Raw genomic sequence first — 14,487 nt, forward strand, 5'->3', positions numbered from 1 at the left:
CCATGACCGGAATGTGGCAGCGAATGAAAACTCGAAGAGGTCTTTCGAGGGCGCCATGGCGGGAGAATACGCCAACCCCCGAAGTTCGGGCTTGCCAAATATGTAAGGACGATTTGCTGCGCCTTGAGGGGCGCGCTGGATGCGCCTGCCAGTGACTGGCTGCTGGCCGTGGCCCTGTGTGTCCCGGCTGCTGCGCCCTGGTTGGGGTGGGCGGCGACGGGAGGGGCGACCTGAAGTTCATGACTCGCGGGCAGCATTATCCGGATGCTGGGCGGGTCTTTCAAGTGCGGATCGTCAGAGGATGTTTCCGAGGAGCTTCCCGCGGCGGCGTGGGCCGCCGCGGGGCGGGCATCACTTCTGCAGCCAGGACTCCACGGTCTCGGCGCCGTACTGCTGTTTCCAGGCCTTCAGGGTCTTGTGGTTGCCGCCCTTGGTTTCCACCACTTCGCCGTTGTTCGGGTTCTTGTACACCTTCAACTGGCGGCTGCGGCGCGGGGCGCTGGCGGCCGGCGCGGCAGCGGCGTTGTTGGCGGTGCCCTGCGGGTCGAGGATGTCGATGACGTTGCGCAGGTTCATGCCGTATTCGTCCATCAGGGCCTGCAGCTGATCCTTGAATTCCAGTTCCTTCTTCAGGGAGCTGTCGTTCTTCAGCTTTTCCAGCAGGGCCAGTTGTTCTTTGAGTAGGCGTTCGGCTTCACGGAATTCCGCGAGTTTGGACATGTTTGCACTCCAGGGCAGGTCATTCCGAAACGGATATCGGTGCGCAGCTATTCGGCGACCATTGTGTTCGGAAAGTTATGTGGGCGGCGAATTATTAATTTAAATAAGCGGGCGATGCAATAATTAATCTTCGATAAGGTGTTTTTCACGGCATTGCAAAGGTCCTTCCGAATGTATGGCTTTATCGCCATGCCGCGAATCGCGGATAATCGCCTCCCATCAACTAGATGGCGGTTCGCCATGGGGATCGTCGATATCTTGCGTGCGCCATGGGATAGGGGATGTAGATGCTTTCGAATGTCCAGTCGTATTCACTCAATGGACATGAACTGGCCTGCCTGGTGGAAGGGGAGGGGGTGCCGCTGGTATTGGTGCACGGCTCGCTTTGCGATTACCGCTACTGGCAATGGCAGTTGCGCGGTTTGGGCGAGCGCTATCGTCTGCTGGCGCCCAGTCTTCGACATTATTATCCGCAGCGCTGGAATGGCGAGGGCGCGGACTTCACTACCGCGCAACATGTCGAGGACCTGCTCGCGCTGATCGACATGCAGGGCGAGCCGGTACACCTGCTGGGGCATTCGCGCGGCGGCAATATCTGCCTGCGGCTGGCGCTGGAGGCGCCCGGGCGCCTGCGTTCGCTGGTGCTGTGCGACCCCGGCGGGGATTTCGCCGCCGACCTGTTCCAGGCGGCCGGCGTGCCCGTGCCGGCGGCGCCGGCCGAGCGCAACCGTTTCCGCGAGCAGGCGCTGCAACTGATCCGCCAGGGCGAGGTCGAGGCGGGCCTGGAGTTGTTCGTCGACACCGTCAGCGGGCCTGGGATCTGGCGGCGTTCCTCGCGGCACTTCCGCGACATGGCCACCGATAACGCCATGACGCTGATCGGCCAGGTCGCCGATCGGCCGGAGCCGCTCGGGCGCGCGCGCCTGGCCACGCTGGCGGCGCCGACCCTGCTGCTGCGCGGCGAACTCAGCCCCGAGCCCTTCCCACAGGTGGTCCAGGCCCTTGCGCAGACGCTGCCGGACGTGCGCAGCAGCGTCATCGCCGGCGCTTCCCACGGCATGAACGCCACGCGCCCGGCCGCTTTCAATCGCGCCGTGCTGGAGTTCATCGACGCGCACTGATGCCGCTCGTCAGTTGCCTCCACATGCAGTACCATGGCGACCTGCCCCGCTCGTCGGGGCTTCGTTCGTTTTTCTTCCAGTGATCTCCGTCCGCGCGCGCAAGCGCAGGGTGCCGAAAAGGCGCCTGCCACTGTGAGGCAGGCCTGCCCGGCGGGCGACGCTTACTGGCACATCCCAACCCATGTGGCCTTTCGTAGGGGTCACCACTAGGAGAGGAGGCGCCATGCCCATCATTACTCTTCCCGACGGTAGTCAGCGGTCCTTCGATCACCCGGTCAGCGTGGCCGAGGTGGCGCAATCCATTGGCGCGGGCCTGGCCAAGGCCACCGTGGCCGGCAAGGTCAACGGCAAGCTGGTCGATGCTTGCGACAAGATCGAACACGACGCGACCCTGCAGATCATCACCCCGAAGGACGAGGAAGGGCTGGAGATCATCCGCCACTCCTGCGCGCACCTGGTCGGCCACGCGGTCAAGCAGCTGTACCCGAGCGCGAAGATGGTCATCGGCCCGGTGATCGACGAAGGCTTCTATTACGACATCTCCTTCGAGCGCCCCTTCACTCCCGAGGACATGGCGGCAATCGAGAAGCGCATGGCCGAGCTGATCGACAAGGACTACGACGTCATCAAGAAGATGACCCCGCGCGCCGAGGTCATCGAGGTGTTCAAGTCCCGCGGCGAGGAATACAAGCTGCGCCTCATCGACGACATGCCCGATGAGAAGGCCATGGGCCTGTACTACCACGAGGAATACGTGGACATGTGCCGCGGCCCGCACGTGCCCAACACCCGCTTCCTCAAGGCTTTCAAGCTGACCAAGATTTCCGGTGCCTACTGGCGCGGCGACTCGAAGAACGAGCAGTTGCAGCGCATCTACGGCACCGCCTGGGGCGACAAGAAGCAGCTGGCCGCCTACGTCCAGCGCATCGAAGAGGCCGAGAAGCGCGACCACCGCCGCATCGGCAAGCAGCTGGACCTGTTCCACCTGCAGGAGGAAGCGCCGGGCATGGTGTTCTGGCATCCCAACGGCTGGACCGTCTACCAGGTGCTCGAGCAGTACATGCGCAAGGTGCAGCGCGAGCACGGCTACGTCGAGGTGCGCACCCCGCAGGTGGTCGACCGCATCCTCTGGGAGCGTTCGGGCCACTGGTCGAACTACGCCGAGAACATGTTCACCACTTCGTCGGAAAGTCGCGACTTCGCGGTCAAGCCGATGAACTGCCCGTGCCACGTGCAGATCTTCAACCAGGGCCTGAAGTCCTACCGCGACCTGCCGCTGCGCCTGGCCGAGTTCGGTGCTTGCCACCGCAACGAGCCTTCGGGCGCGCTGCACGGCATCATGCGCGTGCGCGGCTTCACCCAGGACGACGCGCACATCTTCTGCACCGAGGACCAGGTGAAGAAGGAAGCGGCCGACTTCATCAAACTGACCCTGCAGGTCTACGCCGACTTCGGCTTCTCCGACATCTCCATGAAGCTGTCCACCCGTCCGGCCAAGCGCGTGGGCTCCGAAGAGCTGTGGGATCGCGCCGAAGGCGCGCTGGCGGACGCCCTGAACGAATCCGGCCTGGAGTGGGAATACCAGCCGGGCGAGGGCGCCTTCTACGGCCCGAAGATCGAGTTCACCCTGAAGGACTGCCTGGGCCGTAACTGGCAGTGCGGCACCCTGCAGTACGACCCGAACCTGCCGGAGCGTCTGGACGCCAGCTACATCGCCGAGGACAACAACCGCAAGCGCCCGGTCATGCTGCACCGCGCCATCCTCGGTTCCTTCGAACGCTTCATCGGCATGCTGATCGAGCACTACGCTGGCCTGTTCCCGGCCTGGCTGGCGCCGACCCAGGCGGTGGTCATGAACATCACCGACAAGCAGGCCGATTTCGCCGAGGAAGTGGTCCGCGCGCTCGAGGAAAGCGGATTCCGTGCCAAGTCCGACTTGAGAAACGAGAAAATCGGCTTTAAAATCCGCGAGCATACTTTGCTCAAGGTTCCCTATCTCCTGGTTATTGGAGACAGGGAGGTTGAATCGAAGGCCGTCGCCGTACGTACGCGCGAAGGGGAAGACCTCGGCTCGATGCCGCTTTCCCAGTTCGTCGAGCTGTTGACTCGGGCGGTTTCCCGGCGTGGTCGCCAAGACTCGGAGTAATCATTATTAAGCGTGAAATGAGACAGGATAAGCGGGCTCTCCCGAAACCACCGATCAACGAGAACATCACCGCACGCGAAGTGCGTCTGATCGGTGCCGACGGTCAGCAGATCGGCGTAGTGACCCTTGATGAGGCGCTGCGCCACGCCGACGAGGCCAAGCTGGACCTGGTTGAAATCTCTGCCGATGCGGCGCCTCCTGTCTGCCGCATCATGGATTACGGCAAGCACCTGTTCGAGAAGAAGAAGCAGGCGGCTGCGGCGAAGAAAAACCAGCACCAGCAACAGATCAAAGAAATCAAGTTTCGTCCAGGGACGGAAGAAGGGGATTACCAGGTAAAACTACGCAACCTGGTACGTTTCCTTAGTGAAGGGGACAAGGCCAAGGTATCCCTGCGATTCCGTGGTCGTGAGATGGCCCACCAGGAGCTGGGCATGGAGCTGTTGAAGCGGGTCGAGACCGACCTCGCCGAATACGGCACCGTGGAACAGCATCCTAAGCTGGAAGGACGCCAGCTGATGATGGTCATCGCTCCCAAGAAGCGTAAATAACCTCCCGGGCACTGGCAGGCCTGATGGTTATCAGTTGTTAACGAATGCGGAGTACTAAACATGCCAAAGATGAAAACCAAGAGTGGCGCCAAGAAGCGCTTCAAAGTGACTGCTGGTGGCATCAAGCACAAGCACGCTTTCAAGAGCCACATCCTGACCAAAATGACCACCAAGCGTAAGCGTCAGCTGCGCGGCACCTCGATGCTCGCTGCTTCCGACGTTCGCCGTGTAGAACGCTCCCTGCGTCTGCGTTGATTTCTGGTAGAGGATAGATAAATGGCTCGTGTTAAGCGTGGCGTGATTGCCCGTCGTCGTCACAAGAAGATTCTGAAACTCGCCAAAGGCTACTACGGCGCGCGTTCCCGCGTGTTCCGCGTTGCCAAGCAGGCGGTGATCAAGGCCGGCCAATACGCCTACCGTGACCGTCGTCAGCGCAAGCGTCAGTTCCGCGCCCTGTGGATCGCCCGTATCAACGCTGGTGCTCGTCAGAACGGTCTGTCCTACAGCCGTCTGATCGCCGGCCTGAAAAAGGCGGCCATCGAGATCGACCGTAAGGTCCTGGCCGATCTGGCTGTGAACGAAAAAGCGGCGTTTACCGCGATTGTCGAAAAAGCGAAGGCAAGCTTGGCTTAAGCCCCAAGAGCTTGGTCACGATCTCGCGAGCTAGAGCAGAACAAGGCGCAACGACCAACGGGAGTAACAGCCGAAGGCTGGCCCGAAGGGCGAGCGCAGCGAGTCAAACAGGCGAGGGAGCGCAGTTTAGTCCGCTAAATGAGCATCACTCGCCTGTTTTTAACGCAGTTATGCCGACGCGCAGCAGATCGTGGACAGGTTCTGAGACAATCACCGGATCTCGATCCGGGACGTAACGTCACCGATAGGGGAAGAGCCTAACCGCTCTTCCCCTATTTCGTATCTGGAGTTGGTACATGGAAAACCTGGACGCGCTGGTCTCCCAAGCCCTGGAGGCTGTGCGACATACCGAAGACGTCAATGCCCTGGAACAGATCCGGGTTCACTATCTCGGCAAGAAAGGCGAGCTGACCCAGGTGATGAAGACCCTGGGCGACCTGCCGGCCGAGGAGCGCCCCAAGGTGGGTGCGCTGATCAACGTTGCCAAGGAAAAGGTCCAGGAGGCGCTCAACGCCCGCAAGACCGACCTGGAAGGCGCCGCGCTGGCGGCGAAGCTGGCGGCCGAACGCGTCGACGTGACCCTGCCGGGCCGCGGCCAGACCTCCGGTGGCCTGCATCCGGTGACCCGTACCAAGGAACGCATCGAGCAATGCTTCACCCGCATCGGCTATGAAGTGGCCGAGGGCCCGGAAGTCGAAGACGACTACCACAACTTCGAAGCGCTCAACATCCCCGGCCACCACCCGGCGCGGGCGATGCACGACACCTTCTACTTCAACGCGAACATGCTGCTGCGCACCCACACCTCGCCGGTACAGGTGCGCACCATGGAGAGCCAGCGCCCGCCGATCCGCATCGTCTGCCCCGGCCGCGTGTACCGCTGCGACTCCGACCTGACCCACTCGCCGATGTTCCATCAGGTCGAAGGTCTGCTGATCGACGAAGATGTCAGCTTCGCCGACCTCAAGGGCACCATCGAGGAGTTCCTGCGCGCCTTCTTCGAGAAGGAGTTCTCGGTGCGCTTCCGTCCGTCGTTCTTCCCCTTCACCGAGCCTTCGGCGGAAGTCGACATCCAGTGCGTGCTGTGCAGCGGCAAGGGCTGCCGCGTGTGCAAGCAGACCGGCTGGCTGGAAGTCATGGGCTGCGGCATGGTGCACCCCAACGTGCTGCGCATGTCCGGCATCGACCCGGAGAAATACCAGGGCTTCGCCTTCGGCATGGGCATCGAACGCCTGGCCATGCTGCGCTACGGCGTCAACGACTTGCGCCTGTTCTTCGACAACGACCTGCGCTTCCTCGGGCAATTCCGCTAGGCCGCGTGCGACGTCAACGAATTCTTAGGAGAACAGGATGAAATTCAGTGAACAATGGCTGCGGAGCTGGGTGAATCCGCAGGTTTCCCGCGACGAGCTGGTGGCTCGTCTGTCCATGGCCGGCCTCGAGGTCGACGCCGTGATCCCCGTCGCCGGCGCCTTCAGCGGCGTGGTGGTGGGTGAGGTGCTGAGCACCGAACAACACCCGGACGCCGACAAGCTGCGCGTCTGCCAGGTCAGCAACGGCAGCGAGACCTTCCAGGTCGTCTGCGGCGCGCCCAACGTGCGCCCGGGCCTGAAGATTCCCTTCGCCATGATCGGCGCCGAACTGCCGGGCGACTTCAAGATCAAGAAGGCCAAGCTGCGCGGCGTCGAGTCCAACGGCATGCTGTGCTCGGCCAAAGAGCTGGAAATCAGCGACGACAACGCCGGCCTGATGGAACTGGCTGCCGACGCCCCGGTGGGCGCGAGCATCCGCGACTACCTGGAGCTGGACGACGCCTCCATCGAAATCGGCCTCACCCCCAACCGCGGTGACTGCCTCTCGCTGACCGGCCTGGCCCGCGAAGTGGGCGCGCTGTACTCGGCGCCGGTCACTTTCGTCGATGTGAAGCCGGTCGCCCCCGGCATCGATGACGTCCGTCCCATCGAGCTGCTGGCGCCCAGCGCCTGCCCGCGCTACCTGGGCCGCGTTATCCGCAACGTCGACCTGAGCAAGCCGACGCCGCTATGGATGGTCGAGCGCCTGCGCCGTTCCGACATCCGCAGCATCGACGCCGCAGTGGACATCACCAACTACGTGATGCTGGAGCTGGGCCAGCCGATGCATGCCTTCGACCTCGACGAGATCAAGGGCGGCATCCGCGTGCGCATGGCCGAAGAGGGCGAGAAGCTGGTGCTGCTGGACGGCCAGGAAGTCGCCCTGCGCGCCGACACCCTGGTCATCGCCGACCACGAACGCGCCCTGGCCATGGCCGGCGTGATGGGTGGCGAGCACAGCGGCGTCAGCGCCAAGACCCGTGACCTGTTCCTGGAAAGTGCCTTCTTCGACAACATCGCTGTTGCCGGCAAGGCCCGTTCCTACGGCCTGCACACCGACGCCTCGCACCGCTACGAGCGTGGCGTGGACTTCCAACTGGCCCGCCGCGCCATGGAGCGCGCCACCGAACTGCTGCTGCAGATCGTCGGCGGCGAAGCCGGTCCGGTGGTCGAGCAGGTCAGCCAGGTACACCTGCCCAAGGTCGAGCCGGTGGTGCTGCGCATCGAGCGCGTCACCCAGATGCTCGGCATGGAAATGGACGCTGCGGAAATCGAGCGCCTGCTCACCGCGCTGGAGTTCCAGGTGCAAGCCGATGGGGAAGGGCGCTGGAAGGTCGGCGTGCCGAGCCACCGCTTCGACGTTTCCCTGGAAGTCGACCTGATCGAGGAGCTGGGCCGCCTGTACGGCTACAACCGCCTGCCGGTGCGCTACCCGCAGGCGCGCCTGGCGCCCAACACCAAGTCGGAAACCCAGGCCGAGCTGCCGGCGCTGCGCCGCCTGCTGGTCGCCCGCGACTACCAGGAAGCCATCACCTACAGCTTCATCGATCCCAAGCTGTTCGAACTGTTCAGCCCGGGCGTGCAGCCGCTGATGCTGGCCAACCCGATCTCCGCCGACATGGCCGCCATGCGCGCCTCGTTGTGGCCGGGCCTGGTCAAGGCGCTGCAGCACAACCTGAACCGCCAGCAGACCCGCGTGCGCCTGTTCGAGAGCGGCCTGCGCTTCGTCGGCCAGCTCGAGGGCCTGCAGCAGGAAAACATGCTGGCCGGCGTCATCTGCGGCAGCCGCGAGCCGGAAGGCTGGAGCAACATGCGCGAAGGCGTCGACTTCTTCGACATCAAGGCCGACGTTGAAGCCCTGCTGGCCAGCGCCAGCGCCGCTGATGCCTTCGCCTTCGTCCCCGGCGAACACCCGGCGCTGCACCCGGGCCAGACCGCCCGTGTCGAGCGCGATGGCGAACTGGTCGGCTACGTCGGCGCCCTGCATCCGGAACTGGCCAAGGCTCTGGACCTGGATCGTCCGGTCTACCTGTTCGAGCTGGTACTGGGCGAACTGGTCCGCGGCCGCCTGCCGAAGTTCAGCGAACTGTCGCGTTTCCCCGAGGTGCGCCGCGACCTGGCGCTGGTGGTCAACCGCGATATTCCAGCCGAATCCGTCCTGTCGACCATCCGCGAAGAGGCCGGCGAATTCCTGACCGACCTCAGGCTGTTTGATGTCTATCAGGGTAAAGGTATTGATCCGCTTGGAAAAAGCTTGGCCGTCGGCTTGACCTGGCAGCATCCATCACGCACTCTTAACGATGACGAGGTGAACGCGACTACGCAGAAAATCGTCGCCTCGCTGGAGCAAAGGTTCAACGCCACGTTAAGGAAGTAGCGTATGGGGGCTCTGACGAAAGCTGAGATTGCCGAACGTCTGTATGAAGAGCTGGGCCTGAACAAACGGGAAGCCAAGGAACTGGTGGAACTCTTCTTCGAAGAGATCCGCCAGGCGCTGGAGCACAACGAACAGGTGAAACTGTCCGGTTTCGGCAATTTCGACCTGCGCGACAAACGCCAGCGCCCGGGTCGCAACCCGAAGACGGGAGAGGAAATCCCGATCACGGCTCGCCGCGTCGTCACCTTTCGTCCAGGCCAGAAACTGAAAGCCAGGGTTGAGGCTTATGCTGGAACCAAGTCATAACGACGAACTGCCCCCCATTCCGGGCAAGCGCTACTTCACCATCGGTGAAGTGAGCGACTTGTGCGCAGTGAAACCGCACGTGCTGCGGTATTGGGAACAGGAGTTCCCGCAGCTCAACCCGGTCAAGCGCCGCGGCAACCGCCGGTACTATCAGCGCCAGGACGTGCTGATGATCCGCCAGATCCGCGCGCTCCTGTACGATCAAGGCTTCACTATCGGCGGGGCGCGTCAGCGCCTCTCCGGCGACGAAGCCCGCGAAGACATCACCCAGTACAAGCAACTCATCCGCCAGATGATCGCGGAACTGGAAGATGTTCTTCACGTGCTGCGCAAGTAGCTGAAAAAAATGAAAAAAGTGCTTTGCCGAAAGAAAACCTTACGGTATAGTGCGATCCGCCAACCGGGCAACCGGAAGGCAACGTCGGGGCGTAGCGCAGCCTGGTAGCGCACTTGCATGGGGTGCAAGGGGTCGAGTGTTCGAATCACTCCGTCCCGACCAAAAAACTCTAGAAAATCCAGTCACTTAGCGGTGACTGGATTTTTTTATGCCTGATGCTTTTGTAGCGTCTCCGAATTTTGCCCCACTTTTTGCCCCACCCGAGATTTGGGAGTGCTATCTCCCTTCTTTTGATGGTGAGTTGACACCTTCAAGCATTGGATGGGGGATGCATTTGCCGATCGGCTCAGGTGGCTAGGTCATAAGGGGGATCGGATTGCTGCGCAGACAGGCAGCAATCGGCCAATTGCAGTCGCTCACATCCTCAGAGTTACCACCCGCTAGCTACCGAGCCTGCCGCTCGGCTCTGGCTTCAAATAGGTCAGGCAATCGTTCGCCTATGGTCATCCAACTAATACTTCCTGCGTAAAGACTGCGCTTCGCGGCAAGATCCCGCTCGCCACGACGTTTTCCAGGGTGGTCGCAGGGTCGGCGACAAAGAAGGCTAGTACCAGCCCCCGCTGGGCACGAGTGCAGCAGACATAAAGCAGTCGCAGCGTTCGGCTCCAAGTGTTTTCATCACCGTCTAGTGCTCGTGCACGATCTGCAGCACGGGCCTCAGCACTCGCGAAGACACGCTCGTAGTTGTACGTTCGGTAGTCGCTTTCTTCCTCGTCCATCACCACTATGACGCGTTCGAACTGCGCTCCCTTCACGCCGTGCTGCGTGGCATAGGGGGAGCCTTCTGAGACATAGCGTTCATAGGGCCAAAGCTCTTGCGCAGAGCAATTGAAGAACTTGGCCATTGCCGCGTCCAAGGATAATCCTTCGGCCGGAACTGCATCAGCAGTCTCGGGCTCCTGAGCGGTGTCAGCAATATCCCTGACAAACCCAAGAACACGCGCATAGCGCTCGTCGAACTCAAAAAGACCCGTGTCACAGAGATGGAGAGCTATGTCACCAATGGTGGTCCCTGCCTCGTCCAGCATGGCGACAAGCCTCGACGCAGCAGCGTGCAGCTCTCGCAATACATCCGCGGCACGTCGGCCGGTCAGAGCCGCAGGCGCCAGGCGCGGGCTGAATTCCCGGAGCAGGCTCATCGCCGCGAACTCATTGCCGGCCTTCACAGCTGCAACGATCGGTAGCGCAAAACTTAGGAAGGGTCGAACGGGCCAACCGGTGCCGTCCTGCATCCCTTGCTTCATGGCATCCGACGTCTTGTCGTTCAGCGCCGAGTAGATGCCGCCGAAGCCAAGCCGGTTTGCGGCCATGCGGTGCACGATGACAAGAATCTTGACTGCGATGTCTGGGGTTGTCCAACCCTCGTCGTTGTTCGTCGCCGAGCTCCACGCTCGGACTCTTGCCAAAGCCTCGGTTCGGTTCAGCGTGTTCGGCAAGACGAACATCCGGGCCGACCCCTCCACCAGCTTGAGGTTCCCATCGACCCTCTCGTGCAGCCCGCGGACTTGCTCCATGCCATCGCCCTGCGCGCGCACGGCATTGGCGACGTCAAGGATCTGCTTGGCGCAGCGAAAGTTCTCCGGCTTCGTGATGGCCCGCCAATGATCCTCAAGCTGGATGTCCCCTGCGCCTCTCATGAAGATCGACTGCATCGGGTCGCCGAAAAAACCAAGGCAGAACTTGCCCTGCATCTGGGCTTCCACTTCCTTGAAAGACTTCACTACACCCGGGAACGTGTCCTGACTCTCATCGATAAACACGAACGGGTAGCTCAGCGCCACGACCCGTCGGAACAGCGGGCGGTTTTGTAGCAGGAAGTCGGCGAGCTGAAGAATGTCCTCGTGGCCAAGTATGCCCTTGGCGTAGTCACTGCCCACGCCGTAGTTGAACGTCCTGACGCCGGCCACAGCCTCCAGGCTTCGGACATATCGCTCTTGGTCGGCCTTGTTCCTGTCGCGCGTGGTCTGCCGGACACGCGAGCTGTAATTCTCGAACTCTTCTTCAAGTTCGGAGATCCGTCTGCGGATGTCGTTCTGCAGCCAAACCTTGATGTCGGCCTGGAACGTCTTTGCAATAGACCAGTAAAAGCTGTGGATGGTCGAGACATGAACCAGCGGGTCATCGTTGACGTCCGCCAGGATTTCATTGGTGGCAAGGTCGGTATACGTGATGCATGCGACCTTCTGCTTCCTCGCCCGCATGCTGGCGCCGTGCTCCGAGATCACCCAGTCCAGCGCCTTGATGAGGGAGGTGGTCTTGCCGGAACCTGCGCCAGCACGAACCACGAAGGGCTGCGGAGGCGTCGCTACAATGCATGCGTGGATCTCGCGGTCGGCGTCGGTATCTGGGCTATCAATTCGTCTGCTCATGCCGTCTGCCCCGGGTCAACAATGATAGCGACAACATCGGCTGTAGTCGGTTCAATAGTCGCGACCTCGGTGGCGATGGCAGCATCCGCCTCAAGCTCGTGGGCCACTTTGGCTTCGAGCCAGGCCAAGCCCTCGGCGATGTACGCGGGAACCTTCCAGCCATTGAGCGGCCCGCTTGCGAGTACCTCCAGCGCAAAGCGGGTCTTGTCGAAGTTCTTGCCGACCACCCTATCGTGTAACTTCTCAGCCAGCTCTTCAGGGCTGCTCGGTGCGCGCTTGAGCTTGAGGCCGACCGACCGGTTTGCCTCAGCCTGGCACCAGTCCGCGTTCTCAAGACCAAAGGCCTCCTCAAGTGTGCGGCCGCAGAGCTGTGATGTCGTCGCACCCACCGTCACCGAAACCTTGGTCTGGTAAGCTACCCGAACCTCAGCGCTGGAATCCTCAGCCAGCGACAGCGTCTTTTGCTCCGCCGTGACTTCCCAGAGCTCTGCCATCGACCGCTTCTTCGGGATCCAGCTGATGAGGGTTTGGTTGGACGTGACGGCACCTTCCACGTGTGCATGGCAGGTGCTGCCACGCTTCTTGGACTTCTTCTTGCCACTCGGTTCTGCTTCGTCGTCGTCTTCAAGCTCGAAGGGCTTCAGGTCGTCGTCCTCGTCATCTCCGTCAACGGCGCCCTCAGCGCCTGCGCCTTGCGCGGCGGCCTTCTCGGCGTCCGTCTTGACCGTCACGCTGTCCAGATCCGTGATGACCAGTGTTGTGAGCCCAACGAAGGCGATCAGCTCCTGGAACCGATGCGCGAACGCACCACCGACTTCAAGGATGGTTAGGGCGGAAGAACGCAGGCGCTTGGCCACCAACTCGATCATTGCAGGCAGGAGCAGACGCTCGACGTTGCCTTCCACCAATATCACCGCGTCGGAAAAAAAGAGATCGCAGTGCGTCAGCTTCAGATACCGCTGCAGGAATTCGCGCGCTGGAGCGTCGGACGCGCCCGTTTTGAATAGCGACAGATTGCGCACATCCGTGTGATGGCCCAACTGGTCGTTGACGCGGCGGAAGTACCGAATGGGCGAGAATCCGCGTTCATAGAGGATGTGCGGGGAGTGCGTGGTGATGACGAGCTGCGTGTGGAACAAAGTCGCGTGATCGTTAGCATCCTCAAGGAGGCGCAAAACGTTCCTGATGAAGACCTGCTGGATCTGCGTGTGCAGATGCGCCTCAGGCTCCTCAATGAAGACCAAATGAAGCGGAGCTCGCTTGTCCTCCTCGGCTTTCCACTGCTCGTGCAAGTCGAGCAGCTCAACCACCATGTAGACCAGATTCTTGAACCCCAGGCCATTGTAGCTGTCTGGCAGTTGGGCGGAAGCTACGCCCGGGATTACGTAGTGAACCTTGGCGTCTTGCCCCAAGACAGTGGTCGGATCCAAGGCCGCCCGAATCACGATCTCCGGATTGTTGACGCCCGGATAGCCGAGCTTGGCCAGGCGCGTGAGGGTGTCATTGAAGACTTCCTTCAGGTGGAAGTTCAGCTCCTTCTCCGAGGTATCTAGCGCCTTGAGAGCCGCATGGTCGTCGCCACGCCTCTCCAGGTTGCGGTGATAGAACCTGCTCAGACGCCGCGACAAGCTCTCTGCTCGATCAGAGCTACCGGCATCTGGGTCATCGAGGTGCCGCTGCGCGCGCAGGAAGTCGACCCTCACCAGCGACTTGAGAATGGCCGCACCGCCCGGCTCCTTGCCTAGGGGGAGCGGCTCGTAGTCGGCCTCCCTTGCCTGATAGCCGACAAAAGCCCGCTCATCGAGCACGTAGTAGCGGAGGGTGTATTCCTTGCTCAGTTCCTTGGTGAGGTACTTCGTCAGGCTTTCTGGCCAAGGCTTGTACTCGCCGGCATCGGCCACCACCGCAGCCGCGTCTTCCGCGCCCGCCTCCACAGCTTGCTCCCCGGCGGCCTTGCGCTTGGCCGCAAGCGCGACAGCTGCGTTGTTGGCCTTCTCATGTAGTTCATGGAACTTCCAGACGAGCTCGTGGGCATCCCGAGGTTCGAACGCCACCCGGATCCCGACGCACTTGCCGTCCCACTCAGTGCTCGGCAGCAGCGACATCGCAGTGGCAAGGTCGTCTTCACCGACGCGGAACCAGAGATCCAAGAGGATGGACGGTAACCTTTTGGGCGCATCCTCATCGCCAGGGGGCGTCCTGCCGACCGCGTCGATCTCGGCCCACAGCGCCGCACTGAAGTCGAAGAGTTCGAACTTCTTCGCTTCGCCACGGAGCATCGAGTACAGGCCTTGTACGGCAGACGTCTTGCCGCTGTTGTTGGCGCCAACGAAGATGGAAATCTCGTCGTCAAGCTCAATGACGACGTCGCGCAGTCGGCGATAGTTCTGCAGCCGATATGCCTGTAGCTTCATGATCACCTCTTCCTAAGTGTTGCCGGGACAACTTGGTGCTGAGCACGCAAGCCGGCAGCTTTCCTTTGAGCGCTCGCGCTTTTTCCCACTAACTGCATCCA

The 14,487-nt window shown here is 61.7% G+C and carries 12 protein-coding genes and 1 tRNA gene; 10 read left to right on the forward strand and 3 right to left on the reverse strand.

The window, feature by feature from the left end; genetic code table 11:
• Window positions 1-351 precede the first annotated feature (351 nt).
• Window positions 352-720 (reverse strand): histone-like nucleoid-structuring protein, MvaT/MvaU family, encoded by a 369-nt coding sequence (locus tag PM1_RS09955; protein ID WP_009617003.1) that lies wholly within the window; start codon window positions 718-720, stop codon window positions 352-354.
• Between the two features lie 287 nt (window positions 721-1,007).
• On the opposite strand from PM1_RS09955, the gene PM1_RS09960 reads away from it, so the two are divergent.
• The 10 genes from PM1_RS09960 to PM1_RS10005 all read left to right on the forward strand — a co-directional run bounded on the left by PM1_RS09960 (window position 1,008) and on the right by PM1_RS10005 (window position 9,705).
• Window positions 1,008-1,841, forward strand: a complete 834-nt coding sequence (locus PM1_RS09960) for an alpha/beta fold hydrolase (protein WP_009617005.1) — start codon at window positions 1,008-1,010, stop codon at window positions 1,839-1,841.
• Window positions 1,842-2,064: 223 nt separating this feature from the next.
• Window positions 2,065-3,987 (forward strand): threonine--tRNA ligase, encoded by a 1,923-nt coding sequence (gene thrS, locus PM1_RS09965; protein WP_009617007.1) that lies wholly within the window; start codon window positions 2,065-2,067, stop codon window positions 3,985-3,987.
• Window positions 3,987-4,538: a translation initiation factor IF-3 gene (gene infC / locus PM1_RS09970; protein WP_173427906.1), complete on the forward strand. Its 552-nt coding sequence runs from the start codon at window positions 3,987-3,989 to the stop codon at window positions 4,536-4,538. The genes thrS and infC overlap by 1 nt, the downstream gene beginning before the upstream one ends.
• Window positions 4,539-4,598: 60 nt before the next feature.
• A complete protein-coding gene (gene rpmI / locus PM1_RS09975; protein ID WP_009617012.1) occupies window positions 4,599-4,793 on the forward strand; it encodes a 50S ribosomal protein L35 in 195 nt (64 codons plus the stop codon).
• Window positions 4,794-4,814: 21 nt separating this feature from the next.
• The gene (rplT, locus tag PM1_RS09980) at window positions 4,815-5,171 is read left to right on the forward strand and encodes a 50S ribosomal protein L20 (protein WP_003099086.1); all 357 of its coding nucleotides are present in this window, start codon (window positions 4,815-4,817) and stop codon (window positions 5,169-5,171) included.
• A 296-nt stretch (window positions 5,172-5,467) separates the two neighbouring features.
• Window positions 5,468-6,484 carry a phenylalanine--tRNA ligase subunit alpha gene (gene pheS, locus PM1_RS09985; RefSeq protein ID WP_009617022.1) on the forward strand — a complete coding sequence of 339 codons (1,017 nt, stop codon included), beginning with the start codon at window positions 5,468-5,470 and terminating at the stop codon, window positions 6,482-6,484.
• Window positions 6,485-6,521: 37 nt separating this feature from the next.
• Entirely contained in the window at window positions 6,522-8,900 is a 2,379-nt protein-coding gene (gene pheT / locus PM1_RS09990) for a phenylalanine--tRNA ligase subunit beta (protein WP_009617023.1), read from the forward strand.
• A 3-nt stretch (window positions 8,901-8,903) separates the two neighbouring features.
• A complete protein-coding gene (gene ihfA / locus PM1_RS09995) occupies window positions 8,904-9,206 on the forward strand; it encodes an integration host factor subunit alpha (RefSeq protein WP_003090661.1) in 303 nt (100 codons plus the stop codon).
• Window positions 9,187-9,543: a MerR family transcriptional regulator gene (locus tag PM1_RS10000; RefSeq protein WP_009617038.1), complete on the forward strand. Its 357-nt coding sequence runs from the start codon at window positions 9,187-9,189 to the stop codon at window positions 9,541-9,543. Before ihfA ends, PM1_RS10000 begins: the two co-directional genes overlap by 20 nt.
• Before the next feature lie 85 nt (window positions 9,544-9,628).
• Window positions 9,629-9,705, forward strand: a tRNA-Pro gene (locus PM1_RS10005).
• 341 nt (window positions 9,706-10,046) lie between these two features.
• On the opposite strand, the gene PM1_RS10010 is transcribed toward PM1_RS10005, so the two are convergent.
• Together PM1_RS10010 and PM1_RS10015 are read right to left on the reverse strand one after the other, a co-directional pair.
• Complete coding sequence (locus PM1_RS10010) at window positions 10,047-11,972, reverse strand: UvrD-helicase domain-containing protein (RefSeq protein WP_009617039.1); 1,926 nt, start codon at window positions 11,970-11,972, stop codon at window positions 10,047-10,049.
• Window positions 11,969-14,386 carry an AAA family ATPase gene (locus PM1_RS10015; protein WP_009617040.1) on the reverse strand — a complete coding sequence of 806 codons (2,418 nt, stop codon included), beginning with the start codon at window positions 14,384-14,386 and terminating at the stop codon, window positions 11,969-11,971. Before PM1_RS10015 ends, PM1_RS10010 begins: the two co-directional genes overlap by 4 nt.
• Between the last annotated feature and the right edge of the window lie 101 nt (window positions 14,387-14,487).

It is taken from the genome of Pseudomonas sp. M1 (assembly GCF_022760135.1).
GTDB lineage: Bacteria > Pseudomonadota > Gammaproteobacteria > Pseudomonadales > Pseudomonadaceae > Pseudomonas > Pseudomonas citronellolis.

What these genes read in the sequence shown, in the direction of transcription:
- PM1_RS09955 (WP_009617003.1), bottom strand. Translation starts at nt 720, where the DNA reads ATGTCCAAACTCGCGGAATTCCGTGAAGCCGAACGCCTACTCAAAGAA.
- PM1_RS09960 (WP_009617005.1), top strand. Translation starts at nt 1,008, where the DNA reads ATGCTTTCGAATGTCCAGTCGTATTCACTCAATGGACATGAACTGGCC.
- thrS (WP_009617007.1), top strand. Translation starts at nt 2,065, where the DNA reads ATGCCCATCATTACTCTTCCCGACGGTAGTCAGCGGTCCTTCGATCAC.
- rpmI (WP_009617012.1), top strand. Translation starts at nt 4,599, where the DNA reads ATGCCAAAGATGAAAACCAAGAGTGGCGCCAAGAAGCGCTTCAAAGTG.
- rplT (WP_003099086.1), top strand. Translation starts at nt 4,815, where the DNA reads ATGGCTCGTGTTAAGCGTGGCGTGATTGCCCGTCGTCGTCACAAGAAG.
- pheS (WP_009617022.1), top strand. Translation starts at nt 5,468, where the DNA reads ATGGAAAACCTGGACGCGCTGGTCTCCCAAGCCCTGGAGGCTGTGCGA.
- pheT (WP_009617023.1), top strand. Translation starts at nt 6,522, where the DNA reads ATGAAATTCAGTGAACAATGGCTGCGGAGCTGGGTGAATCCGCAGGTT.
- ihfA (WP_003090661.1), top strand. Translation starts at nt 8,904, where the DNA reads ATGGGGGCTCTGACGAAAGCTGAGATTGCCGAACGTCTGTATGAAGAG.
- PM1_RS10000 (WP_009617038.1), top strand. Translation starts at nt 9,187, where the DNA reads ATGCTGGAACCAAGTCATAACGACGAACTGCCCCCCATTCCGGGCAAG.
- PM1_RS10010 (WP_009617039.1), bottom strand. Translation starts at nt 11,972, where the DNA reads ATGAGCAGACGAATTGATAGCCCAGATACCGACGCCGACCGCGAGATC.
- PM1_RS10015 (WP_009617040.1), bottom strand. Translation starts at nt 14,386, where the DNA reads ATGAAGCTACAGGCATATCGGCTGCAGAACTATCGCCGACTGCGCGAC.